The organism is Pseudoalteromonas sp. ABV4_021 (assembly GCF_056159365.1).
The window spans coordinates 1978456-2005045 of sequence record NZ_JBSWVB010000001.1 but is presented as its reverse complement, the minus strand read 5'-3'; the positions used below and the strand labels follow the sequence as shown (position 1 = coordinate 2005045).

Sequence of the window (26590 nt, the reverse complement as noted above, 5' to 3'; positions counted from 1 at the left end):
AATTATCCGTGTTTTTATCCATTTTCATTAATTTCACTAGGATGCTCGACTATCTCAATTATTGCGTTATAATGCCGCGTCTAAAGTTTAACTTGAAACGCTTCATACCAATCTGATAAGCAAATTTGATGGTTTGATTATCAGATTGGTATTAGGGTTATTCCACAGTGAGCAATAAAGCGATACACACTCTTTTTTGCACATGTCACTGGGTAAAGGAAGGCGTAAAAACGCCATATTTAAAAGATTGAGGTAAAACATGCAAGTTTCTGTTGAGACTACTCAAGGCCTAGAGCGCCGCATTACAATCACTGTTCCAGCTGAGAACATTGATACAGAAGTTAAAAAACGCTTACAACAACTTTCAAAAACACAGCGTATCGATGGTTTCCGTCCAGGCAAGGTTCCTGTGTCTATCATCAATAAGCGTTACGGTGCAGCAGTACGTCAAGAAGTTGCTGGTGACCTTATGCAACGTCAGTACATTGATGCGGTAATCGCTGAGAAACTAAACCCAGCTGGCGCGCCTTCATTCGAGCCAAAAACGCTTGAAGCTGGTAAAGACCTAGAATTCTCTGCAACTTTTGAAGTTTACCCAGAAGTTGAAATCAAAGATTTAGAAAAAATCTCAGTAGAGAAGCCAGTTGCAGAAGTAACTGACGCAGATCTTGAAAACATGCTTGTGACACTTCGCAAGCAGCACGCTACTTGGGTTGAAACTGAAGAAGCAGCTGCTGAAGAAAGCCGTGTAACAATCGATTTCGTAGGTACTATCGACGGTGAAGAGTTTGAAGGCGGTAAAGCTGAAAACTTCCCACTAGAACTTGGTCAAGGTCGTATGATCCCAGGTTTCGAAGACGGTATCGTTGGTAAAAAAGCGGGCGAAGAAGTTGTTGTTGACGTAACGTTCCCTGAAGAATACCACGCAGAAAACCTTAAAGGTAAGCCTGCTCAGTTCACTATCACTGTAAACAAAGTTGAAGCTCAAGAACTTCCTGAACTTACAGATGAGTTCGCAGTAACATTCGGTGTTGCAGAAGGCGGTTTAGACGCACTTAAAGAAGAAGTGAAGAAAAACATGAGCCGTGAACTTGACCAAGCTGTTAAAGCACAGGTTAAAGATCAGGTAATCAAAGGTCTTCTTGAAACTAACGAAATCGAAGCGCCTAAAGCACTTATCGGTCAAGAAATCGACGTACTTCGTCAGCAAGCGGCACAACGTTTTGGCGGCGACGCTAAAAACATGCCTGAGCTTCCTGCTGAACTATTCCAAGAGCAAGCAGCGACTCGCGTAAAGACTGGCCTACTTTTAGGTGAAGTAATCAAGTCAAACGAGATCACAGCAGACGACGCTAAAGTTGAAGAGCTAATCGCTACTATGGCTTCAGCATACGAAGATCCTACTGAAGTTGTTGAGTACTACAAGTCAAACGAGCAACTTATGCAACAGATGCGTAATGTAGCACTTGAAGAAGCTGCAATCGATTCAGTACTTGCAAAAGCAACTGTTTCAGAAGTAGCAAAAGGCTTTGACGACATCATGAATCCACAAGCTGCGCAATAAGTCATTGACTTAAACGTTAGCTAACGATTAAATGGCTCGTGTATCTCTGCAAAATTTGCAGTTTGTACCGGGCCATTTTTATTGCCGGTAATCTGATAATCAGTTGGAATATTAATTCCGCATAGTTTCAGCGTCATATGTTAACAAAATTACGTTTGGACTTTGTTAGCACAAAAGGAAAGTATTAATAATGTTAAATAACCCAGTCGATCCTTTAAATGCATTAGTGCCTATGGTAGTTGAGCAAACTGCTAAAGGTGAGCGCTCATACGACATCTATTCGCGATTATTAAAAGAACGTGTTATCTTTCTAACAGGTCAAGTTGAAGACAATATGGCTAACTTAATTGTGGCCCAATTATTGTTTTTAGAATCAGAAAACCCTGAAAAAGACATTTTTATTTATATTAACTCGCCAGGTGGCTCGGTTACTGCGGGTATGGCAATTTACGATACCATGAAGTTTATCAAGCCTAATATCAGTACAGTATGTATTGGTCAAGCGGCAAGCATGGGCGCATTTTTGTTATCCGGTGGTACTAAAGGCAAACGTTTCTGTTTACCAAATTCTCGTGTGATGATTCACCAACCACTGGGTGGTTTCCAAGGTCAGGCATCTGATTTTGAAATTCATGCTAAAGAAATTTTATCAATCAAAGATAAACTAAATAGATTAATGGCCGAGCACACTGGACAGCCGTTAGACGTTGTATCGAACGATACAGATCGTGACAACTTTATGAGTGCTCAGCAAGCAGTTGACTACGGCTTAGTTGACGGCATACTTTCACAGCGAGATTAATTTAGCGTTGCTAATAAACCTTTGCCATAATGGTAAAGAAGCTCGTTGTAAACAAACGCCTTTTATTTAGGTAAAATAAAAAGGTCGGGAAGAATATTAAGAGGTAGCTTAATGTCTGAAAATCGGAGTGACGGCGATAAGAGCGGAAAATTACTCTACTGCTCATTTTGTGGTAAAAGCCAGCACGAAGTTCGTAAACTTATCGCAGGACCATCTGTGTATATCTGTGATGAGTGTGTTGAGCTGTGTAATGACATTATTCGTGAAGAAATAAAAGATATTGCGCCAGCACAAGCTAGCCAAGATCGCTTACCAACACCAAAAGAAATTCGCAGTAACTTAGATGACTATGTAATTGGTCAAGAGCATGCGAAGAAAGTACTTTCGGTTGCAGTATACAATCACTACAAACGTTTACGTCATTTAACTGGCAAAAACCCTGTAGAGCTAGGTAAAAGTAATATTTTGCTTATCGGTCCAACAGGTAGTGGTAAAACATTACTTGCTGAAACCATGGCTAAGCTACTTGATGTACCATTTACGATGGCAGATGCAACCACGTTAACTGAAGCAGGTTATGTGGGTGAAGATGTAGAAAACATCATTCAAAAGCTGCTACAGAAATGCGATTACGATGTTGAAAAAGCGCAGCGTGGTATTGTTTATATTGATGAAATTGACAAAATTTCACGTAAAGCAGACAACCCATCGATTACCCGTGATGTATCGGGTGAAGGTGTGCAGCAAGCATTACTTAAGCTAATTGAAGGAACGGTAGCGTCAGTTCCACCACAAGGTGGCCGTAAGCATCCACAGCAAGAGTTTCTACAAGTAGATACTTCTAAAATCTTATTTATCTGTGGCGGTGCATTTGCAGGCCTAGATAAAGTGATTGAAGCGCGTGGAAGCAAAAATACCGGTATCGGCTTTGGTGTCGATGTAAAATCAAGCGACTCAAAACGTTCACTTACGGAAGCGTTCCAAGATGTTGAACCGGAAGACTTGGTTAAATACGGTCTTATTCCTGAGTTTATTGGTCGTCTACCGGTTGTTGCAACACTAGGCGAGCTTGACGAGGCTGCACTTGTGCAAATCTTAAGTGAGCCGAAAAACGCATTAACCAAGCAATATGGTTCATTGTTTGAAATGGAAAACGTTGAGCTAGAATTCCGCGAAGACGCACTTAAAGCGATTGCGCATAAAGCAATGGAGCGCAAAACAGGTGCACGTGGCCTACGTTCAATTGTTGAAGGTGTACTGCTTGATACTATGTACGAGTTACCATCAATGGATGAAGTATCGAAAGTCGTAATCGATGAAACCGTAATCAAAGGTGAGTCAGACCCAATTCTGATTTACGAGAATGCAACGCCTGATAAAGCAGTATCAGAATAGTTGTTTGATTATTGAACGAAAAAGGGGCCAAATGGCTCCTTTTTTTATAAAAGCATTGATCTCTTGATTAACTATCCCCATATTCACAAATAATCTAAAAATTTATAATTTGCTGACTAAACTGAATACAGTTTAAAAAAGCTAAAGTTACCAGTTTTACGCAAGGAACAAGTATGACCCTTGAACGTACCGATACGATTGAAATTCCAGTTCTCGCACTACGCGATGTAGTTGTGTATCCACACATGGTTATTCCGCTCTTTGTTGGCCGTGAAAAGTCAATAAAATGCTTAGAAGCCGCAATGGATAATGATAAGCAAGTGTTGCTTGTTGCACAAAAAGACTCAAATATCGATGAGCCAGAAGCGTCAGATATTTATGAAGTAGGCACAGTTGCCACTATTTTACAGTTATTAAAACTGCCAGATGGTACTGTTAAGGTACTTGTTGAAGGTACGCAACGTGCTGCAGTAAAAGAATTTGTAAGCACTGATGAGTTTTTTGTTGCGACTGCCGAGTTTTTAGAATCAACCGAAATTCCAGAAGCTGAGCAAGATGTATTTATGCGCAGCGCTGTAAGCCAGTTTGAAGGCTACGTTAAGCTAAATAAAAAGATTGCGCCAGAAGTATTAAGCTCAGTGCAAGGTATTGAAGAAACAGCGCGCCTAGCTGATACCATGGCTGCACATATGCCGCTTAAAGTTTCTGAAAAGCAAAAAGCGCTTGAATATGCCGATGTTAAAGAGCGTTTAGAGTTTTTAATGGCGCTGATGGAAGGCGAAATTGACTTATTGCAAGTTGAGAAGAAGATTCGTTCACGCGTTAAAAAGCAAATGGAAAAAAGCCAGCGTGAGTATTACCTCAATGAGCAGATGAAAGCGATTCAAAAAGAATTAGGTGACATGGATGATGTACCTGATGAGTTTGAAGGCTTAACCAAAAAAATTGAAGAAGCGGCAATGCCGGCAGAAGCAGAAGAAAAGACCAAGTCTGAGTTAAACAAGCTGAAGATGATGTCGCCAATGTCTGCTGAAGCGACAGTGGTACGCACTTACATCGATACTATGATAGGTGTACCTTGGAAAAAACGCTCTAAGGTGAAAAAAGATCTTGCGAAAGCAGAAGAGATTTTAGATGCCGATCACTATGGTCTCGATAAAGTAAAAGAACGCATTATTGAGTATCTTGCAGTTCAACACCGCACCAATAAGCTAAAAGGTCCAATTTTATGCTTAGTAGGTCCTCCTGGTGTAGGTAAAACGTCGCTAGGTCAATCAATTGCTCGCTCAACAGGCCGTAAGTACGTGCGTATGGCACTCGGTGGCGTGCGTGACGAAGCTGAAATTCGCGGTCACCGTCGTACTTACATCGGCTCTATGCCGGGTAAAATCGTACAGAATATGTCGAAAGTAGGCGTTAAAAACCCGTTATTCTTATTAGATGAAATCGATAAAATGTCGTCTGATATGCGTGGTGATCCGTCATCAGCGTTATTAGAAGTACTTGATCCTGAACAAAATACGAGCTTTAACGACCACTACTTAGAAGTTGATTACGACTTAAGTGATGTAATGTTTGTGGCAACATCAAACAGCTTCAATATTCCAGGTCCGTTACTGGATCGTATGGAAGTTATTCGTCTTTCTGGTTACACCGAAGATGAAAAGCTGAATATCTCGATTCGTCACTTAATTCCAAAGCAAATTAAACGCAATGGATTAAAAGAGTCTGAAATATCAATTGAAGACAGCGCAATTATCGGCATTATTCGTTATTACACTCGTGAAGCGGGTGTGCGTAGCTTAGAGCGCGAAATTTCAAAACTTTGTCGTAAGGCAGTTAAGAACATCTTACTTGATAAGTCACTGAAACAAGTTGTGATCAATGAAGATAACCTTGAAGACTATCTCGGCGTTAAGCGTCATGATTACGGTAAAGCGGAAGATAGCAACAAAGTAGGTCAAGTAACCGGTCTTGCATGGACTGAAGTAGGCGGTGATTTACTAACTATCGAATGTGCTTCAATGGCGGGCAAAGGTAAGCTTAACTACACAGGTTCACTTGGCGATGTAATGCAAGAGTCGATTCAAGCGGCAATGACAGTAGTACGTAGCCGTGCTGAAGCGCTGCGCATTAATGAAGATTTCTACGAAAAACGCGATATTCACGTTCACGTACCAGAAGGTGCGACACCAAAAGATGGCCCAAGTGCGGGTATTGCAATGGTGACAGGACTTGTATCGAGCTTAACGGGCAATCCAGTGCGCTCAGAAGTGGCGATGACAGGTGAAATCACTTTACGCGGTGAAGTATTGCCAATTGGCGGCTTAAAAGAAAAACTGTTAGCGGCACACCGTGGTGGCATTAAGACCGTGATTATTCCAAAAGAGAATGAGCGTGACTTAAAAGAGATCCCAGAAAACGTAATGGAAGGGCTTTCTATCCACCCTGTTAAGCGAATTGAAGAGGTACTTGAACTCGCTTTAGCCGAGCCAATTGCTAGTTTTTCAATCGAAACGGCAAAAAATTAAAAAAATTCATCAAAAACCGTCGAAAAGGGCTTTTCAAATAAAATGTCTGTGCTAATTTAGGCACTGTAATTTTGCTAGCCCTTTAAATACGGTGATTAGCGCGAATTTTTATTGTTAATTTAACGCATTATTTTGGTGCATTAACTTAGCCTTTGTGTGGTCTTATACCACGATTAAATAATAACAATGGAAGGGGATGATATAGTGAACAAGTCTCAACTAGTTGATCAAATCGCAACAGATGCAGATATTTCTAAAGCAGCGGCAGGCCGTGCGTTAGATTCATTTATCGAATCAGTAACAGGTGCACTAAAAGACGGTGATTCTGTTGCATTAGTAGGTTTTGGTACTTTCTCAGTACGTGAGCGTGCTGCTCGTACAGGCCGTAACCCACAAACTGGTGAATCAATTGAGATTGCTGCAGCAAATATTCCATCTTTTAAAGCGGGTAAAGCGCTAAAAGACGCAGTAAACTAATTGACTGTAGAAGGCTAAACTTGCCAATTTCAAAATAACCTTTGAAACAGCAATTTTAATCTTCAAGTAAAAAGGCGCATCTGCTAAGATGCGCTTTTTACATATATAGCGTGCTGTAATTTCAGTCTGAAATTGACACTGAAACAGAATAAAAGAGAAAAACAATGCTAGAGAGAATTAGAGAAGGCTCACAAGGTGCTACGGCAAAAGTCATTTTAACCTTAGTGATTTTATCATTTGCTCTTGCCGGTATTGGTAGTTATTTAGGTCAACCTACGGAAACGCCTGTTGCAACTGTCAATGGCAAGGAAATTAGCCAGATGAGCTTCGCTCGTGCTTACGAGAACGAACGCAGTCGTCTAGAGCAGCAATTTGGTGAATATTTTTCACAAATCGCTTCAGACCCTGCATATGTTGCACGTATGCGTGAAAACGTAATGCAACGCCTAGTGCAACAAGAACTACAAATGCAACTTGCACAAGAACTAGGCCTGCGTGTCAGCGACGAAGCAATCAAAAAAGAAATCCGCAATATTCCTGCATTTCAAGTTGCTGGTCAGTTTAATAATGATCGCTACCTTCAGGTAATTCGCCAAATGAACTATCAACCAGATGGTTTCCGCGATTACTTACGTAAAGAAATGACGCTAAACCAATTAGCGACAGCGTTAATTGCAACTGACTTCACGTTAGATAATGAACTTGCGAGCGCAGTAAAACTGCAAAACCAATTACGTGATATTGAAACTGTGACGTTAAGCGCGGCAAACTTCAAAGCAGACGTAACAGTTTCAGAAGACGAAATTAAAGAATACTATCAGCTTAATCAAAACCAGTTTATGGCTCCTGAAATGGTGGCATTAGAGTACATTGAGTTAAAAGGTTCAGAGCTACCACTTGAAGAAGCGGTAACAGACGCTGAAGTTGCAGCTAATTACGAAGAAAACAAGGCACTATACATGGAGCCTGAGCGTCGTCGTGTGGCACATATTCTTGTTGAGAACTTAGAAGACGATGCAGCTGCTCAAGCAAAAGCGGAAGAGATTTTAGCTGAGTTACAAAACGGTGCTGATTTTGCAAAGCTAGCTGAAGAAAAGTCAGATGATTTAGTAAGTGCAGAGCTAGGTGGTGATCTTGATTGGATCGACCGCGATATGATGGACCCTGAGTTTGAAACAGCAGCGTTCGCGCTTGAAAGCGTAGGCGATATTTCTGAAATCGTAAAAACAGAATTCGGTTACCACATCATTAAACTAACAGATTACGAGCCAGAGCAAGTAAAAGAACTTGCTGAAGTATCTGTAGATATCAAAGCGCAGTTAGAACTTGATAAACGTTTAAATCAATTTTATGAAGTACAAACACGTGTTGCAGATCTTGCATTTGAAGTTGCAGACAGCTTAGCAGATGCAGCAGAAGTTGCAGGTGTTGAAGTTAAGAACACTGAGTTATTCTCACGTAATAACGCACCAGCGCCACTTAACAACCCTAATGTATTAAATACAGCATTTTCGGTAGAGATTTTAGAAGATGGTGTTAACTCTGAGCTGATTGAAATTGCTGATGAACACATTGTGTTTATTCGTGCAAAAGAGCATAAAGCGGCAGCGGTAAAACCACTTGAAGAAGTAACTGCGGGTATTCAATTAACACTTGAGAACCAAAAAGCGAGCGAACTTGCAAAATCTAAAGCACAAGAGTTATTCGCAAGCCTACAAGCAGGTACTGCACTTAGCGAAATCGCAACACAAGCAAATGCTGAAGTGGTTTCGACTGAAGCGGTAACACGCCAGTCGTTTGCACCATCATATGAAGTAGTTCAAGCTGCATTTAAAATGCCAACACCAAATGATGCGAAAAGTGCTGAGTTAGTAACGCTTGGTAACGGTGATGTTAGCTTAGTTGTGTTAAATAAAGTGTATGACGCGCCAGCGGCAGAAATTAACGACCAACTACGTGATGGTATTGCACGCCAGCAAATGAATAAACACTATGAGAGCTTTATCGAAGCGTTAAAAGACGATGCTGAAGTGAAAACAGCAGCAGTTGAAACGCAAGAGCCAAACTTATAATGTTTCGCAATTAAAAAAAGCGCCTAAGGGCGCTTTTTTTTATGTCTTTAATTAATGCTTCTTTAGTTACTTTGAGCGTTGCTTAGTTAGCGAGCATGCGTTCAGCCAACTTAGTTTGTGGCTTGGCAAAGACTTGATGTGTTTCGCCATACTCAACCACCTTGCCTTTATGAAGCAGTAACAAGCTGTCACTCATATGCTTTACTAAGCTTAAGTGGTTAGTGATAAGGATATAGCTTAACCCTGTTTCGCGTTGTAATCGCAACAAAAGGTTTACCGTTTGCGCCCGTACTGAAGGATCGAGTGAGGACAGCGCTTCATCTAACACTAATATCTTAGGATCGAGAATAATTGCCCGAGCAAGCGCGACGCGCTGGATTTGGCCGCCCGAGAACATATGCGCGTAGTAGTTGCGGTGTTCGGCAAGTAAACCTACGTTCAACAGCGTTTGGTTAATGCGTTCTCTGCGCTGCTGTTTATCTAAGTCGGTATTTAGCACTAAAATTTCGCCCAAGATACTGCCAATAGTATTGCTTGGGTTTAAGCTTTTCATCGGGTCTTGGAAGATCAGGCGAATATCTTTACTGTTTTCTACGCGTTTTCCGCTATCTTCAATGATTTGGCCATTTAGTAGAATTTGTCCTGAGCTTGCGGTATCAGCGCCCGCTAAAATTTTACCTAACGTACTTTTACCTGAGCCTGTTTCACCAATGATGGCGAGGGTTTCACCTTTTCCTAAGCAAAACGATACATCAGAGACAGCATTAAACTGCTTACTTTTAAAAAGCCCAGCACGTACATTAAAGTGTTTGTGCAATGCTTGTACCTTAAGGATTGGCTCCATCAGCACTTTTCCTTGTCTTGATTAAGCGGAAAGTGACAGGCATAGGTGTGACCATGGCTATCTGACACTGGAGGTGTTGCCACACATTCTCGCTGAGCTTGCGGGCAGCGCGGTCCAAGTCTGCAGCCTATAGGAAGGTGCTGCAAGGTCGGGATTGTGCCTTTGAGCGCGTACAGCGGTGCTTTATGGGCTAGGCTCTGGTTATATTCAGGCAAACTTTTAAGTAACGCTTGTGTGTAAGGGTGTTTTGGCTTGGTAAATAATGTTTTAGTACGTCCAGCCTCTACCATTTGTCCGCAGTATAAAACGTGTAACCCATGAGTCCAATCACTTAGCTCAGATAATTCGTGACTGATCATCAAAATAGACATGCTTTTGAGCTGATTTAAACTGCGTAACAAACGAAAAATTTGTGCGCGTGTTGTACTTTCAAGCGCTGTTGTCGGCTCATCGGCAATCAGTAACTTGGGCGAGCGTGCAATCGCCATTGCAATCATCACTTTTTGACAAATACCTTCCGAAAGCTCATGGGGATAGCTGTCAAATACGTGTTCATGCTCTTTAATGCCTACTTTGTGTAGTAATGCCTTTGCGCGTTTTTTTAACAATAAGCGCTTTTGAAAAAAGTGGCCGTTAATTTTATCGCGCGGAATACTTTCAATCAGTTGATCGTAAATTTTTGCAGTGGGATCTAAACAGCTACTGGGCTCTTGATAGATCATCGCGATTTCATTGCCGATTAACTGACGACGTTTTTCGCCACTTAATCGCATTAAATCGATGCCACGCCAATGCATGCGGTCGGCTGTGATACGCCAGCGCGCATTTAACACGCCCATTAATGCTTTTGCGATTAAACTTTTGCCCGAGCCAGATTCACCAACGAGGGCATGTACTTCACCTTCTTTTAGGCTAATACTAACGCGGTCGACCGCGCGGATCACCGTTTCACCGGTATCTAACTCTATCGTTAAGTTACGAATATCAAGCAATTGCATTTAGCTGGCCTTACGTTTTTGCAGTGCTTGGCGCAAACCATCACCAACTAGGTTAGTAGATAAAATAGTAATAAATAGCAAGAAGCCGGGCAGGGCTACTGTCCATGGGGCAAGGTAAATTAAACTCAAGTTTTCCGCTAAAATAGCGCCCCATTCTGCAGTAGGTGGCTGAGCGCCTAATTGCAAAAAGCCTAGTGCTGCGATATCCAGTATGGCAGTCGATAACGACATGGTAAAAATTAATACAATTTGTTCGTATATATTGGGCAAAATACCTTTTAATAGAATGCGCCATTTGCTTGCACCATCAAGGCGGTGGGCAATCACATAGTCTTTGCTTATTTCTTGGCTAACAATATTTCGGATTGAATGGATGTATTGTGGTAACAGTGACAGAATAATTGCCCACACTGTATTCATTAAACCAGGCCCAAGAATTGCCACAATAATAATTGCCAATAATAAACTTGGGATCGCCAGTGTTACATCAAGTAGGTGGTTTAAAACCGAAGAACGCCAGCCTTTAGTAAGTGCTGCTAAAATGCCTAAAATGACACCAAAAAGAGTTGTTAATAATGCCGTGATGATGGCAAGACCAAAGGTCATAGTGGCACCGTTCATTAAGCGTGAAAGCAAATCGCGCCCTAGGCCATCGGTTCCAAGTAAAAAGTTTACGCTACCTTGATCATCCCAAGACGGCGGTAAAATAAGCGAGTTATTATGCTGCTCGTTGATACCATAAGGTGCAATAAGCGGCGCAAACATGGCAAGAACGGTTAAAAATAAAAATACCCATAGGCCCAACAACGCAAGGTGATTCGACTTAAAGTTACGCCACAAATGGCGTAATGGCGACTTGTTTGAGTCTTCGGTAAATAACTTAAACTTTGCCATGACTTTGATTTCTCGAAACTGGGTCTAATAGGTTGTGTAAAATGTCTGCCGCAATATTCGCGATAATCACAAATAATGATACGGTTAATAAGCCACCTGAAATTGCTGGGTAATCGCGCTGATAAATACTATTAATCAGCCATTGTCCAACGCCTGGCCATGAAAAAATAACCTCAGTGATCATCGCGAGCGTAATCAGTGTACTAAACTGCAAACCAATTTGTTTAATGATTGGTAGTAACGCATTTTTCAGCGCATGGCGGGTGATAATTTCATATCGAGTCAACCCTTTTGCGCGTGCAGTTTTAATATACGGTTTATCTAATACAGTGAGCGTAGAATCTTTGGTAAAGCGCGTGAGTACACTGGTTGGATAGGTTGCGAGCACTAAAGTTGGTAGCGTTAAGTGTTTAAACGCATCAATAAACGCCTGTTGTTTATAATCGATATCGCTAAGGGCAATATCAATCAAAATAAACCCAGTCGTATCAGGAATTTCATACAGTAAGCCGACACGGCCACTCATTGGCAGCCAACCTAGCTGTAAGCAAAACACCATGATTAAAATAAGCGCCAGCCAGAATATAGGGGTAGAAATACCTATCAGTGCAAATGAGTTGATCGTGTAGTCGGGTAGCCGTTTGTGATACGCCGCCGACAAAATTCCCGCAGGAACACCAATAATAATCGACACAATAAGGGCATAAAATGCCAGCTCTATTGTTGCAGGGAAAAGCTCTTTAATATGGTCAAACACCGGCTGTCCTGAAGAAAAGGACGTGCCCCAATCACCATGGAAAATATTAGCAATAAACTTGCCATACTGCGCAATATAACCTTTATCTAGGGCATATTTTTGGCTCAGCGCATCGCGTTCCATTGGTGTGGGGGTTTGCACACCACTTAAATTTGAAATCGCTTCACCTGGAAACAAATACGCTAATGAAAACGTAAATGTGCTTAATAACAACAGCATAAAGAAAAATAGCGTTAGCCTTCTTGCAAGGTAGTCGCGTAACATCATTGTGCTTTCCTCGCATTAGCGAGCGAAATACCACCAAATGGCGGTACTTCAACACCTGTGATGTGTGTTGATTTAGCTTGCAGGCGCAGTCCATGGGCAATTGGCAGTAAAGGTAATTCTTGAGCAACCATTTGTTGCGCAGCAAAGTAAATTTCTTTTCTCGCCTCAATATCTTCGGTGTCGTGGGCTTTTGTTAGCAGTAAATCAAATTCGGCGTTACACCAATTTGAAGGATTCTTACCGCTAAACACTGATGCACAGCTTAAAATTGGGTTTAAAAAGTTATCGGGTTCTGGCGAGTCAGCAGCCCAGCCAATTAAAACCGAATCGTGTTGATGCAGGGTTAATCGCTCAAGAAACGTGTTCCACTCGTACTCAATAATATTCACTTTTATGCCAATTTGCTTTAATTCGCTTTGAATAAGCTCGGCCATTTTTCGGGCGTTAGGATTATAAATACGGCTTACTGGCATCGCCCATAGATCCATGGTGAAGCCATCTTTATAACCTGCGGTTTCAAGTAATGATTTTGCTAGCTCTAAGTTATAGCTAGGGTAGTTTGGTTGGGCTTGGTAGGCCCAAGATTCTGGCGGCAAAATAGATTGTGCCATATCCGCGTTATTGAAATAGACCGCTTGCAGTATTTTCTGTTTGTCGATGGCGTGTGAAATTGCTCGACGCACTTCAACTTTGTCAAATGGTGCTTTTTGCGTATTAAAGGCCAAATAGCCCACATTTAAATTTGCCAGCTTTTCAACGGCGATGTCTTCACGGTTATTTAACACTTCGATGTGTGCGCTACTTGGGTGAGCTGCAATATCACACTCGCCAGTAAGCGCTTTAGCAATGCGCGTGTTGGAGTCTGATGTAATATCAAATACCAATTGCTCAATGGCCACATCACTTTTCCAGTAATCTTCATTGCGATAAAAGCGCACAAAGGCATCTCGTTTAAAACGTTTATATTTATAAGGGCCTGTGCCGATAGGTAAGCGGTCGATATCTTCCAAAGACTCATTTTTACTTAGCATATCGGCATATTCTTTTGATAGCACAATGGCAAAATCGGTGGCCATGTTGGATAAAAAGCTGCTATCTGGGCTAAATAACTCAAATGTAACTTGGTACTCGCCTGTTTTAGTCACTGAGCGAAAAGATTGATCTAAACCAATACTTTGGAAATACGGGTAATTACCACCGCCGACAAAGTGATAAGGGTTATAAACATCAAATAAGCGGGTAAACGTAAACACCACATCATCTGCGTTAAGTGTGCGGCTTGGTGTAAAGTAATCGGTTTGATGAAACGCCACATCCTGGCGCAAATTAAACACTACCTTTTTGCCACCATCTTGCAACGACCAACTGGTTGCCAGTTCAGGTATAAATTCACCACTGGATGGATCGATTGATAGTAAACGGTTATAGAGTTGATGCGAAATAATGTCGATGGTTGACCCTGTTGTGGTCAACTGTGGATTAAATGCCACCGGGTTTGCTTCCGAGCAATACACTAGGCCATTAATGGTTTTTTGCTCTTCAAAGGTGCACGCAGCAAGCAAGGTGCATGCGAAAATAGCCGACACCTTTGAGCAGTTAGTACGAAGTAATTCGAGTAATTTTGGCAAGTTACTTCTTTTTTTATCCGTTTGTGTTGTTGTGTTACAACGTTCGCGCATTGGCATCTAATAAATTGTATTTTTTTAAGTAGCCCCGCAGCTGATGGTAGGTTAACCCTAAGCTATCGGCCGTTTTTCTTTGATTATATTGGCAATACTTCAATGCGTCATTAATTAAATCAATTTCGTACTGATTTGATAATGTTTTTAAGTCACATGGAAAGTTAAATTCTGGCTTGCTGGTCACTGGCTCTTCTACAACTGGTGGCGCAACAGCATCAGTTGGCTCAGTTGGGGCGACGCTTACACGGTCGTTTGTTTTGACTTTTTGTTTTGGTCTAAACGGGCTAATAAATGGGTCGAGTATAATTTCATGTACTGGCACATGCGGGTTGGCGGCGCGATAAACACTTCGTTCAACAGCATTTTTAAGTTCACGAATATTGCCTGGCCAGTGGTAGTCGAGTAAGGTTTCTTGTGCTTTTCGTGTAAAACCGCTGAATAGCTCCCACTCAAGATCCCGCGCCATATTAATCGCAAAGTTTTCAGCAAGCAGCATAATATCTTCTTTACGTTCTCTTAAAGGCGGCAGTGTGATCACATCAAAAGCCAAGCGGTCGAGTAAGTCACTGCGAAACTCGCCTTGCTCAGCAAGACTGGGTAAATCTTCATTGGTTGCGCAAACTAGACGCGTATTAATGCGTACAGTGGATTTACCGCCAACACGCTCAAACTCACCATATTCAATGACACGTAATAGTTTTTCTTGAATAAGTCCCGATGTATTGGCTAATTCATCTAAAAACAGTGTGCCACCATCAGCCCGCTCAAAACGCCCTTCATGGCGTTTGCCTGCACCGGTAAATGCGCCCGACTCATGTCCGAATAATTCACTTTCTAGCAGGTTTTCGTTTAGCGCCGCACAATTAAGCTTTACATAATTTTGATCCCAACGGCTTGAGAGGAAGTGTAAACGTGCAGCAATCAGTTCTTTACCGGTTCCGCGCTCCCCAATAATGAGTACTGGCTTATTAAGCTGTGCTACTTGCGATACATGCTCTAATACTTCTAAAAAGCTGTTAGACTGACCTAAAAGATTGTCCTGTTGATTAGTGCGACTCATTTTTGCTAACTCTTAGTCAAATTTACTAACATCTAGTGTATTTTAATTCCGGATGTGTTTAAAGTATTTTGTATTTCAAAATATTTCATTTTAAAATCAGTGATTTATATATATTTAAAAGTTGGCAAGCATCTTGATACAGTAAAAGCGGTCAGTCATAAATTTTAAAATTGAGGAAAGTATTATGGGAGTTTTTTCACGCTTTGCAGATATTGTGAATTCAAATATCAATGCTTTGTTAGATAAAGCAGAAGATCCAGAAAAAATGGTTCGTCTGATTATTCAAGAAATGGAAGACACGCTTGTAGAAGTGCGCTCTACTTCGGCAAAAACCATTGCTGAAAAGAAAGAACTAGTACGTCGTGTTGAAAAACTTGAGCAGGAAGCTGCTGATTGGCAGGCAAAAGCTGAATTAGCACTAAGCAAAGAGCGCGAAGATCTAGCGCGTTCAGCACTTGTTGAAAAGAAAAAATCAACCGAAGCGGCAACCGCGGTAGCGCATGAGCTTGCGCAAGTTGAAGAGCACATTGAAAAATTGCAGCAAGAAGTTGCAGCATTGCAAGACAAACTAGCTGACGCTAAAGCACGTCAAAAAGCAATTATTCTTCGTCAACGTTCTGCTGAGTCGCGTTTAGGTGTTAAAAAAGCGCTTGATTCATCTAAAGTGGAAGATGCGTTAAATCGTTTTGAACATTACGAGAACAAAATTGATGGCCTTGAGTCGCAAATTGAATCGTATGAAATGGGTAAGAAAACATTGTCTGATGAAATCGCCAGTCTTCAAGATGAAGAAAAAATCGATGATGAACTAGCAGCTCTTAAGAAAAGCATGGCTAAAAAAGATAAGTAATAATTAAAGCTTGGGAGAGCAGGAGGGCACTATGAGTGGGTTTGAAGCAATAGCAGTTCCAACAATCTTGTTTATGATTTTTGTTGCACCATTATGGCTAATTTTACATTACCGCAGCAAAAAGCAAGTAAGCCAAGGTTTAAGTGAACATGAACATCGTCAGCTAATTGAACTGGCAAACAAAGCAGAAAAAATGGCCGACCGCGTGAAAACGCTAGAGTCAATTTTAGACGCGGAGGCGCCTGAGTGGAGGGCTAAGGTATGAGTAGACGTAGAGGCGAATTATATCGAGACCCAAAGCGTGGCAAAGTAGCTGGTGTTTGTGCAGGGTTAAGCGACTACTTTAATATGGAGCTATGGCTGGTAAGAATTATTTTTATTTCAGCAGTACTCTTGCTCGGTGGCCCATTCTTTATTGTTGCTTACATTGCATGCTGGTTTATTTTGGAGGTAAAGCCAGAAACTTTACCTAATCAAAGTAAAACAGAAACGGTTAATACTGAAAAGCCGATCGAAGTTAAGTCAAAAGTGTGGCAAGCAGGTGAACCACCACGTCGTGCGCTTCACGACTTAAAAGAACAGTTTGATCGCATTGATGGCCGCTTACAAGCGATGGAAAAGTATGTTACTTCACCGGAGTTTACTGTAAGCCGTGAAATCAACAAACTGTAGCGATAAGACAACGCACCTAAACGGATAAGTTTTCCCATTGGCAAACTTATCCGTTTTGTTTGTTAAGGAGAAAGTTATCAACCAATCGGAAAAGTTACAAAAACTGCGTGCCAAAGCACAAAAACTAGTAAAACGCGGTTTAGACCAACATGTAAAACTTGCCGTAACAGGACTGAGTAAAAGTGGTAAAACCGCTTTTATTACATCGTTTATTCATCATTTAACACAACCTAAAAGCAAGCTGCCATTTTTTTCATTACAACAGCAAGAGCGTTTTATTGCGGGCAAACTCGTAGGCCAAGATGATTTAAGCGTTGCTAGCTTTGACTATGGTAACGCGTTAAATCAGTTGCAATTGGGTAAATGGCCGGCATCAACCAACCGATTAAACACCTTACGTTTAAACATTAAATATAAGCCGAATAGTGGTTTACGCGCCCATCTAACCGATGTTAGCACCCTAACAATCGATATTTTTGACTATCCTGGCGAATGGTTACTTGATTTACCTATGCTTGATGAGTCGTTTCTGACATGGAATAACCGTCAGTTCGCATTGCTTAAAGAGCAGCCGCGAGCAGCTCATAGTGAAACGTTTATAAATAAATTATCGCAATTTGATTGGGCCCAAGAAGTCGACTTCGACCAACTTAAAAAGTTTGCACATGAATATCGAGATTTATTACTGATATTTAAAAATCAGTGTCAATTAACGCAGTTACAGCCTGGCCGTTTAATTATGCCAGGCGAGTTGGAAGATGCGCCAATTACTCATTTTTTCCCAATCCCTGAGATTGATGAACAAACACTGTTAAGCGCTCCGGAGAACAGTTATTTAGTAACCCTTAAAACGCGTTATGAGCAATACAAAAAAGATGTTGTTAAGACTTTTTACAGTAATTTTTTTGGCGGCTTTGACAGGCAAATTATTTTGGTTGATTTATTAGGGGCGCTAGATAAAGGACGCGATGCACTGGTAGAGCAAAGTGATGTCCTAAAGTCGCTGTTAAAGCATTTTGATTATGGCAAAAATAACTTTTTAAGCCGTTTGTTTTCACCCAAAATCGACAAAATTTTATTTGCTGCAAATAAAGTTGACCATTTGAGTGTTGAGCATCATAAAGACTTGGCGTTATTACTCAATAATTTAGTGCTTGATGCGCAAAATGAATTGAATTACCAAGGCGTCATGGTGGAAACCATGGCGATGAGTTCAGTGAAAGCAACCAAGCAGGTACAAGTAAACGAAAGCGGAGAAATACTTAATTGTATTTATGGTAAATCAATTGAAAGTGAGCAGTTGCTAACGTATTTGCCAGCGCAACCACCAATGCGTCTGCTTTCACCCGAACAGTGGCCAAAAAATGGCTTTAACTTTCCGAGTTTTTACCCGATGTTAAACGCGCAGCATCAGCTTGAGCATGTCAGGTTAGACCATGTAATAGAGTATTTAATTGGAGATAAGGTGCTATGAGTGAGTTGCAACAAGGGCGAGTTATCAAAGAATGCGACCCGCAGAACGATAGCCAACTGGAGTCATTATTAGAACAAAGTGAGCAATTGCAGCAAGGTAAAGTTGTTGTCCAATCACACAGCGAGCTAGAAATGGCTGAAACGCCACTTGAAACCGAATTAGATTCGTTATCAAAGCCTACTAAGCCCAACTGGCTGGCGCGTATTTTTGTTTTATCGCTGGTGACGTTAGTGTTGTCTGAAGTCATTTTTACGATTATTGAGGCAATTAGCACGTCACCGTTTTTAGCCGCTGTGTACGGCGTGGCGGTGTCAACGGCTCTGGCTTTAGTTGGTAAAGTCGCTTTTCGTGAATTCCGTTTATTACGAAAATTAAAAAATACAAAAATTCAGCAGCATGATGCCGCTAGATTAATGCAATCTGTGCAAATTGGCGAAGCGGAAAGATTTCTAACTAAAATCAACGGTCACCTTAGTAACGACAAGTTAGCGCAAATGCTCTCCAAGCTCGACGCCCATCACACAGACCAAGAAGTGATGTCTCTGTATGCCAATACTGTTTTGGTCGAGCAGGACGAAAAAGCACAGAATATCATTAAAAAATACGCTTCTACCTCAGGTGTGATGGTGGCGATATCGCCTATCGCATTAGTCGATATGGCGGTGGTGCTTTGGCGTAGCACTAAAATGATTGAAGACATCACGCAAGTGTATGGTTTGCCGTTAGGGTATGTTAGCCGCATAAAATTATATCGTATGACATTAAAGCAAATGCTGTTTGCTGGTAGTGCTGAGCTTATCAGCGATTTTGCTACAACAGCATTAAGCGCTGAACTAGCTGGCAAGTTATCTGCACGCGCCGCGCAAGGTGTGAGTGTGAGTATCTTTACGGCACGTATTGGCTACAAAGCAATGGAATTAAGTCGCCCTCTACCAGGCTTACCTAGTAAGAAAAACTTGTTAACATCGTGCGTTAAACTCGCTATAGACAGTGTGAAAAACAAAGACAGCGGACAGGCTGGAAAATAAACTTTACGCATTCTTGGTCTTTTGTATACAATTTTAGCCGTCTAACAATCTAGCTTGCTTGTTGTTTTTTCAGTTGTGCATTAATTATGTAGTTAATAATTATGACAACAATTTAAGCAAGTAGTATGAAATCACAACTTTCGGATAACAGTTTATGTATCCATGGCGGAAAGCAACACGATCACGCCCATGGTCCTCTTAGCACGCCAATTTACCAATCTTCTACCTTTGTTTTTGATAACGCAGCGCAAGGCGCAGCGCGTTTTGCGGGCGATGAAGCAGGCTATATTTATTCTCGCCTTGGCAATCCAACAACCCGAGAGCTAGAACTTAAAATCGCGGCATTAGAAGAAATGGAAGATGGCGCTGCCACAGCTACAGGCATGGGCGCTGTATCAGCATCTGTTCTGAGCTTTTTAGCGCAAGGCGATCACTTGATAGCCTCCAAAGCAGTGTATGGCTGCACCTTTGCTTTGTTTTCACATATGTTACCTAAGTTTGGTATTGAAGTAACATTTGTTGATATGGAAGACCATAACGCAGTTGAAAACGCACTTAAACCAAATACTAAAATGATCTTTGCCGAAACGCCTATCAACCCAAACCTTGTGGTTATTGATCTGGCGTTTATTGGTGATTTTGCCAAGCGCCATAATTTAATTTCGGTAATCGATAACACCTTTATGACGCCGCTACTGCAAAAACCAAAGCACTTTGGAATCGATATTGTGCTGCACAGCGCAACTAAATACTTAAATGGTCATGGTGATGTGGTTGCGGGCTTAGTGTGTGGTAGCAAAGAGCATATCGAAACTATTAAGTTAACTGTGTTAAAAGATATTGGTGCAACCATTAGTCCGCACGATGCGTGGTTAATTATTCGCGGTATGAAAACACTCAGCGTTCGTATGGAAAGACACTGTAACAACGCACAAAAAGTCGCGGAATTTTTAGCACAGCACGAAAAAATCGAACAAGTATATTACCCTGGCCTAAAATCTCATCCAGGTAACAAGTTTATTGGCACGCAAATGAAAGCGGCCGGCGGTGTAATTGCGTTTGAGCTAAAAGGCACACTTGAAATGGGCGCGCAATTTATTAACGCAACGAAATTGTGCACGTTAGCAGTAAGCTTAGGTGATGCCGAAACCCTGATCCAACATCCCGCATCGATGACACACTCTCCTTATACACCTGAAGAACGCTTAGCAGCAGGGATTTCAGATGGGTTAGTGCGTATTTCTGTTGGCCTTGAAGAAGCTGATGATATTATTGACGATTTAGCACAAGCATTAGCGCAAATTTAATGTTCTCTATTTGGCTAAGTTGAAGAGGCTTTTAGCCTCTTTTTTTAGTCTTACTAAAGCTGAAAACGGTTTTTGTTAACATTTACCTTCCTTGTGAAAGTGATTTTGTGTAATGTTATTTTTACAGTTGTCTTGGTTTTATTCTCTTTATTTATAATGTTGGTTTTAAATGTTTACTGATGTGTAATTGTAAGTTTACATTTTTTGGCTTTATGGTAAGTACCAAAACTGCCGCAGTCATTACCTTTTGAGTAACTTTGTCATAACATCTAGAACATCTGAATTCAGCGTGTAATGTCACCGTTTTGCGTTTGAATGTTGTGCTTAAGCAAGTACGTCACTTGCTGATGAAGAGATGAAATTTATGGGCAAAAGTAGTAGTTATATTTCTAAACAGCCGGATGATAATGGGTTTATCAATTGGTCTGATGAAGAAAATCAAATTTGGTCAGAACTGATCGCACGTCAATTAGAATGTATAAAAAACAAGGCGTGTGATGAGTACATGCATGGCTTAGATAAGCTAAACCTGCCGTTAGACCGTATTCCACAATTAGAAGAAGTGAGTAAAGTGCTGCGCGAATCGACCGGTTGGGAATGTGCGCCGGTACCTGCATTGATTGATTTTGATGAGTTTTTTCGTTTGCTGGCAAATAAAAAATTCCCGGTAGCGACCTTTATTCGCTCACGTGAAGAGTTTGATTATTTGCAAGAGCCAGATATCTTTCACGAGATCTTTGGTCACTGCGCGATGTTAACACACCCTGCATTTGCAGAGTTTACACATAAATATGGTCAACTTGGCTTAGCTGCAGAGAAAAAAGACCGCGTATATTTAGCACGTTTATATTGGTTTACCGTTGAGTTTGGCTTAATGCAAACTAAAGATGGTCTACGCATTTATGGCGGTGGTATTTTATCAAGCCCAGGCGAAACCCAATATGTGTACTCAGATGTACCACAAATCAAGCCGCTTGAACCACTCGATGTGTTACGCACGCCGTACCGTATTGATATTATGCAACCTTTGTATTACACCATTAATGCAATTGAAGATTTATTTGATATTTCACAGCTCGATATTATGTCGCTTGTAGAAAAAGCAAAAGAGCTAGGGCTCCACGAGCCACTATTTCCACCTAAACAAAAGAAAGCAAGTTAGAAAAGGGTTTATTATGTCTGAATTAAGTGCTCAAAAATGTGAAGCGTGTCGTGCTGACGCACCAAAAGTTTCAGATGAAGAGCTAGCCGTATTAGTTAAGCAAATACCAGATTGGACACCAATTGTGGTTGACGGCATTATGCAATTAGAGCGTGTATTTAAGTTCAAGAACTTTAAACTAGCATTAGAATTCACCAACAAGTTAGGTGCAATGGCAGAAGATGAAGGTCACCACCCTGGTATTTTAACTGAGTGGGGCAAAGTAACCGTAACTTGGTGGAGCCACTCAATTAAAGGTCTTCATAAAAATGACTTTATTTGTGCCGCTAAAACAGATGCACTGCTAGAAGACTAATTGCTTCTAAACAATAAAAAGAGCGCTAATTAGCGCTCTTTTTTGTGTTTTTAGTTTATGCGTTTAACGCATTATTCGCTTACTGAGCGAAGTAGGGCGTTGATGCCTACTTTTTCACGTGTTTGCTGGTCAACTTTTTTCACGATAATTGCAGCATATAAGCTGTGTGAGCCGTCTTTTGATGGCAGTGAGCCTGGTACAACTACGGCGCCAGCTGGTACGCGGCCATAGTGGATTTCGCCTGTTTCACGGTCATAAATACGCGTGCTTTGACTAATATATACGCCCATTGAAATTACCGCGCCTTCTTCAACCACTACGCCTTCTACAATTTCAGAACGAGCGCCAATAAAGCAGTTATCTTCGATAATGGTTGGGTTAGCTTGCAGTGGCTCTAGTACACCACCAATGCCTACACCACCCGATAAGTGTACGTTTTTACCTATTTGTGCACATGAACCTACGGTTGCCCAAGTATCTACCATAGTACCTTCATCAACGTAAGCGCCAATGTTTACATAAGAAGGCATTAACACAACATTTTTGCCTACGAAGCTGCCCTGACGAGCCACCGCGTTTGGTACTACGCGCATGCCTTCTTGCTTAAACTGCTCTGGCGTGTAGTCAGTAAACTTAAGCGGTACTTTGTCGTAAAACTGGTTAACACCGTCATTCATTGGCGCGTTGTCACGAATTCGAAATGACAGTAGTACCGCTTTTTTCAGCCATTGGTGTACAACCCATTCACCTGAGATTTTTTCAGCCACACGTGCTTTACCTGAATCTAACAAAGCAAGGGATTCGTTAATAGCGTTGAAAACCTCATCAGAAACTGATGCCGGAGAAATATTATCGCGATTTTCCCATGCTTGCTCGATGGTTAATTTCAATTGTTCCATAGTGTGCCTTTAATCGTTTTCGGAATTGAATCTTTCAAGAAGGCGGTTTTTTAAATCGCCACATTCTTGTTCATTTAATGCGTTATAGTCAGCGTTAGATACCACAAAGAAATCTTCAGCACGTTCGCCTATGGTTGTGATGCGTGCGGCGTGGATATGTAACGCTAAACTTGAAAATACATCGGTTATTTTGGTTAATAAGCCTGGAATGTCAACCACTTGAATTTCTACAAGGGTGCGGTCTTTACGCCCATGTTGTGACACTATAACTCGGGGCTTAATATTAAAGCCTTTAAAGCGCTTTTTACGGTTCTTTTTGACTCGAACTTTCTTATTTGGTTCGTCAATAACTTGTTGAATTGACTTTTTGATTGAACTGGCGCGACTTTGACTCGTTACCGGCTCACCGTTTTGTTCTAAAATAACGAAATTATCAATTGCATAGCCGTCTTTGGTGTTCATTATTTGCGCGTGTAGTATATTGGCTTTTTTAGCGCCCAACACCGCTACTAAACGCGCAACTAAATTGGCTTGATCTGGACAGTAAACAAATACTTGGCTACCGCCATTAATAGGCTGACCAGAAAGCAGTACCAATCCTTTACTAGGATCTTTTGACGCCAAGATATGCTCGCATTGCCATGCAATCATTTGTGTTGAAAATCGCGTGAAATAATCGGGTTTAAAACGAAGCCACAATGCATCAATTTGGCCTTCTGCAAAACCTAAATTAAGTAAACGTTGTTTTGCTTGCGCTTTTTTATCGCGAATTTGGTCACGTAAATCCATTGGGTTTTCAAGACCACGACGCAGCGCACGTTGTGTGTGGGTATAAAGGTCGCGCAGAAGTGTACTTTTCCAATCATTCCACAAGTTGTCGTTGGTGGCGCGAATATCAGCAAGCGTTAAGCAATAAAGGTAATCGAGTTGCTTTTCATTTTTAACACGCGCCGCAAATTCAGCAATCACGTCAGGGTCGTTAATGTCTTTGCGCTGTGCAGTCACCGACATAAGTAAATGGTTTTCCACAAGCCACGCAATAAACTTGCCTTCAAAGGTTGTTAACCCGTGTAATTTGGCAAACTCTCTGGCATCCACCGCACCTAGCTCTGAGTGATCGCCACCACGGCCTTTGGCAATATCGTGGAAAATACCCGCTAAATACAATAGCTCTGGTTTTTCCATGCGTACTACAATTTCACGACACAGCGGAAACGTATTGGCGCACTCTGGCTGGAAATAATGATACAAATTTTGAATCAAACGATGGGTGTGTTCATCTACTGTATAGGCATGGAATAAATCGAACTGCATTTGCCCGACGATATTACGCCAATTCGGTAAATACGCCGATAAAATGCCGTGTTTATGCATTAACGTAAACGCACGGCCCATGCCATTGGGGTGCGAAATAAGCTTGAGCAGCATAGTGCGACACAGCGAATAATCTTGTAGGTCGCCTAATAAACGACGTCTTACCTGACGCAGCAAGCGAATCGTACTTGGGTAAATATGGGTAATTTGTGGGTTATCTGCAATGTACCAAAACAGCTCAATAATTTTTTCACGGTGAAAAAATACTTGCGGATCTTTCACCCGAATTTGATGACCAATTTGTTCAAAATCAGCGTCAATACTGGTTACTTTATAGTTTACATGGCCTGTTAAAATGCTTTGTTCGAAGTAGGATAACAGCATTTGGTTAAGTTCACGTACACGCCCCATAATGCGAAATAGACGCTTCATCATGCGCTCTACGGCGGCACGCCCATCGTCGCCAAACCCTAGCAGTTTTGCCGCTACCGGTTGATGATCAAAGAGTAATCGGTTTTCCATGCGCCCAGCGGCAAGATGTAATGCAAAGCGAATGTTCCACAGGTTAACAATGCATTCAAGTAACTCTTGATGCTCTTCAAACGTTAAGTAACCGTGTTCTACTAGTTCTTCGAGCGTTTGTGAGCGGAAATGCTTTTTTGCTACCCAAATAATGGTTTGTACGTCGCGTAATCCGCCTGGATTTTCTTTTAAATTGGGCTCGAGGTTATATGCCGTTCCATGACATTTTTTATGTCTTATTTCTTGTTCATCGCGTTTTGCGATAAAAAAGGTATCCGACTTCCAGGCTGACGTTTCAACTAACTTTTTTTGTAAATGAGCAAAATTATCAGGATCACCACAGATCAAGCGCGATTCAAGCAAGCTAGTGGCAAAATTAACATCGCTTTTTTTCTGTTCTATGGTTTGTTTGATAGTACGAACGCTATGGCCGATATCGAGGCGCAGATCCCACAAGAAAGTAACAAACTGAGCGATAGTTTCTTGCGTTGCTTTGTCTGGTTCTTTGTTGACCAGCAATAAAAAATCGATATCTGAGAAAGGGTGCAGTTCACCGCGGCCATAACCGCCAATGGCAATTAAATCGCCATGTTCGCGTAATTGATAGTGATCATAAAGCTGGCTTAAAATCGCATCGATGAGTGCTGCGCGGGCTTTTACTAAGCGCTCAACAGGCTGATGTGAAAATTGCTCTTCGAGCCAAAGGTAGAACTGTTCTAGAAGGTGCTTGTAGTCATCAAGTTGCTCGCATTTAGCGAGCAACTGGGTAAATTTTTTTGTTATTGCCATTGATGGCCTTCTTATTCGCTGTGTTCGATCACTCTTGGAAGCTCATCATCTGATCGTAGCGTAAGAATTTCAACTCCGTTTTTAGTCACAAGGAGCGTGTGTTCCCATTGTGCCGACAGCGAGCGGTCTTTTGTTACCACAGTCCACTCATCTTTTAGCAGCTTACATTGGCGTTTACCAACGTTTACCATAGGTTCAATAGTGAAGCACATGCCTTCTTGCAGTACTTCACCTGTGCCCGGTTTTCCGTAGTGCATTACTTGTGGCTCTTCGTGGAATTCAGCGCCAATACCATGACCACAGTATTCACGTACAATTGAGTAATTAAAGCCTTCAGCATATTTTTGAATTGCGGCGCCGATGTCACCTAAACGAACACCTGGTTTTACCATTTCGATAGCAAGGTATAAGCTTTTTTGGGTAATTTCACATAAACGCTTTGCTTGAATTGACGGTTGACCAACGTAAAACATTTTAGAAGTATCACCGTGGTAACCATCTTTAATTACCGTAATATCAATATTGATAATATCACCATCTTTTAGCGCTTTATCGTTTGGAATACCGTGACAAATTACGTGGTTTACCGAGGTACAAATTGACTTTGGAAAACCGTGATAATTCAAAGGAGCAGGGATCGCATCTTGCTCGTTTACAATGTAATCGTGGCAAATCTGATTTAACTCTTCTGTGGTCACGCCAACCTTAACGTGAGGCTCAATCATTTCTAACACTTCAGCTGCTAAGCGTCCTGCAACTCGCATTTTTTCGATTTCAGCTGGGGTTTTAATCACTGCACTCATTTAGGCTCCAAAATTCTTTAAATTGTGGTCAAACACGACACTTTTTAGATAAGTTGTTTGACTGAAAATTAC

General features: G+C 41.4%; 23 protein-coding genes. 14 read left to right on the top strand and 9 right to left on the bottom strand.

Annotated features, from left to right (window positions below; all coding sequences use genetic code 11):
* Positions 1–259: 259 nt before the first annotated feature.
* From tig to ACXAFE_RS09350, 6 genes are all read left to right on the top strand, one after another.
* The gene (tig, locus tag ACXAFE_RS09375; RefSeq protein WP_475151689.1) at positions 260–1564 is read left to right on the top strand and encodes a trigger factor; all 1305 of its coding nucleotides are present in this window, start codon (positions 260–262) and stop codon (positions 1562–1564) included.
* A gap of 190 nt (positions 1565–1754) precedes the next feature.
* Complete coding sequence (gene clpP / locus ACXAFE_RS09370; protein ID WP_475151686.1) at positions 1755–2366, top strand: ATP-dependent Clp endopeptidase proteolytic subunit ClpP; 612 nt, start codon at positions 1755–1757, stop codon at positions 2364–2366.
* Positions 2367–2477: 111 nt separating this feature from the next.
* Positions 2478–3761 carry an ATP-dependent protease ATP-binding subunit ClpX gene (gene clpX / locus ACXAFE_RS09365; RefSeq protein ID WP_010559671.1) on the top strand — a complete coding sequence of 428 codons (1284 nt, stop codon included), beginning with the start codon at positions 2478–2480 and terminating at the stop codon, positions 3759–3761.
* A 173-nt stretch (positions 3762–3934) separates the two neighbouring features.
* The gene (lon, locus tag ACXAFE_RS09360) at positions 3935–6292 is read left to right on the top strand and encodes an endopeptidase La (protein ID WP_105171735.1); all 2358 of its coding nucleotides are present in this window, start codon (positions 3935–3937) and stop codon (positions 6290–6292) included.
* Positions 6293–6496: 204 nt separating this feature from the next.
* Complete coding sequence (gene hupB / locus ACXAFE_RS09355; protein ID WP_010559673.1) at positions 6497–6769, top strand: nucleoid-associated protein HU-beta; 273 nt, start codon at positions 6497–6499, stop codon at positions 6767–6769.
* Between the two features lie 164 nt (positions 6770–6933).
* A complete protein-coding gene (locus ACXAFE_RS09350) occupies positions 6934–8841 on the top strand; it encodes a SurA N-terminal domain-containing protein (protein ID WP_475151673.1) in 1908 nt (635 codons plus the stop codon).
* 82 nt (positions 8842–8923) lie between these two features.
* On the opposite strand, the gene ACXAFE_RS09345 is transcribed toward ACXAFE_RS09350, so the two are convergent.
* Genes ACXAFE_RS09345 through pspF form a run of 6 tightly spaced genes read right to left on the bottom strand, consistent with a single transcriptional unit; the run spans position 8924 to position 15343 of the window.
* Positions 8924–9685, bottom strand: coding sequence for an ATP-binding cassette domain-containing protein (locus tag ACXAFE_RS09345; protein ID WP_475151670.1), 762 nt, complete (start codon positions 9683–9685; stop codon positions 8924–8926).
* Complete coding sequence (locus tag ACXAFE_RS09340; protein WP_010559676.1) at positions 9685–10683, bottom strand: peptide ABC transporter ATP-binding protein; 999 nt, start codon at positions 10681–10683, stop codon at positions 9685–9687. Before ACXAFE_RS09340 ends, ACXAFE_RS09345 begins: the two co-directional genes overlap by 1 nt.
* Positions 10684–11577: an ABC transporter permease subunit gene (locus ACXAFE_RS09335; protein WP_010559677.1), complete on the bottom strand. Its 894-nt coding sequence runs from the start codon at positions 11575–11577 to the stop codon at positions 10684–10686.
* Positions 11564–12598: an ABC transporter permease gene (locus tag ACXAFE_RS09330; RefSeq protein WP_475153602.1), complete on the bottom strand. Its 1035-nt coding sequence runs from the start codon at positions 12596–12598 to the stop codon at positions 11564–11566. The genes ACXAFE_RS09335 and ACXAFE_RS09330 overlap by 14 nt, the downstream gene beginning before the upstream one ends.
* Entirely contained in the window at positions 12598–14280 is a 1683-nt protein-coding gene (locus tag ACXAFE_RS09325; protein ID WP_475151663.1) for an ABC transporter substrate-binding protein, read from the bottom strand. Before ACXAFE_RS09325 ends, ACXAFE_RS09330 begins: the two co-directional genes overlap by 1 nt.
* Positions 14264–15343, bottom strand: a complete 1080-nt coding sequence (gene pspF / locus ACXAFE_RS09320) for a phage shock protein operon transcriptional activator (RefSeq protein WP_475151661.1) — start codon at positions 15341–15343, stop codon at positions 14264–14266. The genes ACXAFE_RS09325 and pspF overlap by 17 nt, the downstream gene beginning before the upstream one ends.
* Positions 15344–15527: 184 nt before the next feature.
* Between pspF and pspA the strand changes: the two genes are divergently transcribed.
* The 8 genes from pspA to ACXAFE_RS09280 all read left to right on the top strand — a co-directional run bounded on the left by pspA (position 15528) and on the right by ACXAFE_RS09280 (position 22191).
* Positions 15528–16193 (top strand): phage shock protein PspA, encoded by a 666-nt coding sequence (gene pspA, locus ACXAFE_RS09315; RefSeq protein ID WP_475151659.1) that lies wholly within the window; start codon positions 15528–15530, stop codon positions 16191–16193.
* A 31-nt stretch (positions 16194–16224) separates the two neighbouring features.
* Positions 16225–16458: an envelope stress response membrane protein PspB gene (gene pspB, locus ACXAFE_RS09310; protein ID WP_010559682.1), complete on the top strand. Its 234-nt coding sequence runs from the start codon at positions 16225–16227 to the stop codon at positions 16456–16458.
* Positions 16455–16865: an envelope stress response membrane protein PspC gene (pspC, locus tag ACXAFE_RS09305; protein WP_010559683.1), complete on the top strand. Its 411-nt coding sequence runs from the start codon at positions 16455–16457 to the stop codon at positions 16863–16865. Before pspB ends, pspC begins: the two co-directional genes overlap by 4 nt.
* A 37-nt stretch (positions 16866–16902) precedes the next feature.
* Positions 16903–18339 carry a YcjX family GTP-binding protein gene (locus ACXAFE_RS09300; RefSeq protein ID WP_475151655.1) on the top strand — a complete coding sequence of 479 codons (1437 nt, stop codon included), beginning with the start codon at positions 16903–16905 and terminating at the stop codon, positions 18337–18339.
* Positions 18336–19367, top strand: a complete 1032-nt coding sequence (locus ACXAFE_RS09295) for a TIGR01620 family protein (protein ID WP_475151652.1) — start codon at positions 18336–18338, stop codon at positions 19365–19367. Before ACXAFE_RS09300 ends, ACXAFE_RS09295 begins: the two co-directional genes overlap by 4 nt.
* A 125-nt stretch (positions 19368–19492) precedes the next feature.
* Positions 19493–20674, top strand: coding sequence for a trans-sulfuration enzyme family protein (locus tag ACXAFE_RS09290; protein WP_010559686.1), 1182 nt, complete (start codon positions 19493–19495; stop codon positions 20672–20674).
* A gap of 364 nt (positions 20675–21038) precedes the next feature.
* Positions 21039–21836: a phenylalanine 4-monooxygenase gene (phhA, locus tag ACXAFE_RS09285; protein ID WP_010559687.1), complete on the top strand. Its 798-nt coding sequence runs from the start codon at positions 21039–21041 to the stop codon at positions 21834–21836.
* 13 nt (positions 21837–21849) lie between these two features.
* A complete protein-coding gene (locus tag ACXAFE_RS09280) occupies positions 21850–22191 on the top strand; it encodes a 4a-hydroxytetrahydrobiopterin dehydratase (RefSeq protein WP_010559688.1) in 342 nt (113 codons plus the stop codon).
* Between the two features lie 71 nt (positions 22192–22262).
* Here ACXAFE_RS09280 and dapD read toward each other — a convergent pair whose 3' ends face one another.
* Genes dapD through map form a run of 3 tightly spaced genes read right to left on the bottom strand, consistent with a single transcriptional unit; the run spans position 22263 to position 26518 of the window.
* Positions 22263–23090, bottom strand: coding sequence for a 2,3,4,5-tetrahydropyridine-2,6-dicarboxylate N-succinyltransferase (gene dapD / locus ACXAFE_RS09275; RefSeq protein ID WP_475151648.1), 828 nt, complete (start codon positions 23088–23090; stop codon positions 22263–22265).
* A 9-nt stretch (positions 23091–23099) separates the two neighbouring features.
* Complete coding sequence (gene glnD, locus ACXAFE_RS09270; RefSeq protein WP_475151645.1) at positions 23100–25715, bottom strand: [protein-PII] uridylyltransferase; 2616 nt, start codon at positions 25713–25715, stop codon at positions 23100–23102.
* An 11-nt stretch (positions 25716–25726) separates the two neighbouring features.
* Positions 25727–26518 carry a type I methionyl aminopeptidase gene (gene map, locus ACXAFE_RS09265; RefSeq protein WP_100913748.1) on the bottom strand — a complete coding sequence of 264 codons (792 nt, stop codon included), beginning with the start codon at positions 26516–26518 and terminating at the stop codon, positions 25727–25729.
* Positions 26519–26590: the final 72 nt, after the last annotated feature.

Bases quoted from the DNA above. Each gene is read 5' to 3' on its own strand.
- tig (WP_475151689.1), top strand. From the start codon at position 260: ATGCAAGTTTCTGTTGAGACTACTCAAGGCCTAGAGCGCCGCATTACA.
- clpP (WP_475151686.1), top strand. From the start codon at position 1,755: ATGTTAAATAACCCAGTCGATCCTTTAAATGCATTAGTGCCTATGGTA.
- clpX (WP_010559671.1), top strand. From the start codon at position 2,478: ATGTCTGAAAATCGGAGTGACGGCGATAAGAGCGGAAAATTACTCTAC.
- lon (WP_105171735.1), top strand. From the start codon at position 3,935: ATGACCCTTGAACGTACCGATACGATTGAAATTCCAGTTCTCGCACTA.
- ACXAFE_RS09350 (WP_475151673.1), top strand. From the start codon at position 6,934: ATGCTAGAGAGAATTAGAGAAGGCTCACAAGGTGCTACGGCAAAAGTC.
- ACXAFE_RS09345 (WP_475151670.1), bottom strand. From the start codon at position 9,685: ATGGAGCCAATCCTTAAGGTACAAGCATTGCACAAACACTTTAATGTA.
- ACXAFE_RS09340 (WP_010559676.1), bottom strand. From the start codon at position 10,683: ATGCAATTGCTTGATATTCGTAACTTAACGATAGAGTTAGATACCGGT.
- ACXAFE_RS09335 (WP_010559677.1), bottom strand. From the start codon at position 11,577: ATGGCAAAGTTTAAGTTATTTACCGAAGACTCAAACAAGTCGCCATTA.
- ACXAFE_RS09330 (WP_475153602.1), bottom strand. From the start codon at position 12,598: ATGTTACGCGACTACCTTGCAAGAAGGCTAACGCTATTTTTCTTTATG.
- ACXAFE_RS09325 (WP_475151663.1), bottom strand. From the start codon at position 14,280: ATGCGCGAACGTTGTAACACAACAACACAAACGGATAAAAAAAGAAGT.
- pspF (WP_475151661.1), bottom strand. From the start codon at position 15,343: ATGAGTCGCACTAATCAACAGGACAATCTTTTAGGTCAGTCTAACAGC.
- pspA (WP_475151659.1), top strand. From the start codon at position 15,528: ATGGGAGTTTTTTCACGCTTTGCAGATATTGTGAATTCAAATATCAAT.
- pspB (WP_010559682.1), top strand. From the start codon at position 16,225: ATGAGTGGGTTTGAAGCAATAGCAGTTCCAACAATCTTGTTTATGATT.
- pspC (WP_010559683.1), top strand. From the start codon at position 16,455: ATGAGTAGACGTAGAGGCGAATTATATCGAGACCCAAAGCGTGGCAAA.
- ACXAFE_RS09295 (WP_475151652.1), top strand. From the start codon at position 18,336: ATGAGTGAGTTGCAACAAGGGCGAGTTATCAAAGAATGCGACCCGCAG.
- ACXAFE_RS09290 (WP_010559686.1), top strand. From the start codon at position 19,493: ATGAAATCACAACTTTCGGATAACAGTTTATGTATCCATGGCGGAAAG.
- phhA (WP_010559687.1), top strand. From the start codon at position 21,039: ATGGGCAAAAGTAGTAGTTATATTTCTAAACAGCCGGATGATAATGGG.
- ACXAFE_RS09280 (WP_010559688.1), top strand. From the start codon at position 21,850: ATGTCTGAATTAAGTGCTCAAAAATGTGAAGCGTGTCGTGCTGACGCA.
- dapD (WP_475151648.1), bottom strand. From the start codon at position 23,090: ATGGAACAATTGAAATTAACCATCGAGCAAGCATGGGAAAATCGCGAT.
- glnD (WP_475151645.1), bottom strand. From the start codon at position 25,715: ATGGCAATAACAAAAAAATTTACCCAGTTGCTCGCTAAATGCGAGCAA.
- map (WP_100913748.1), bottom strand. From the start codon at position 26,518: ATGAGTGCAGTGATTAAAACCCCAGCTGAAATCGAAAAAATGCGAGTT.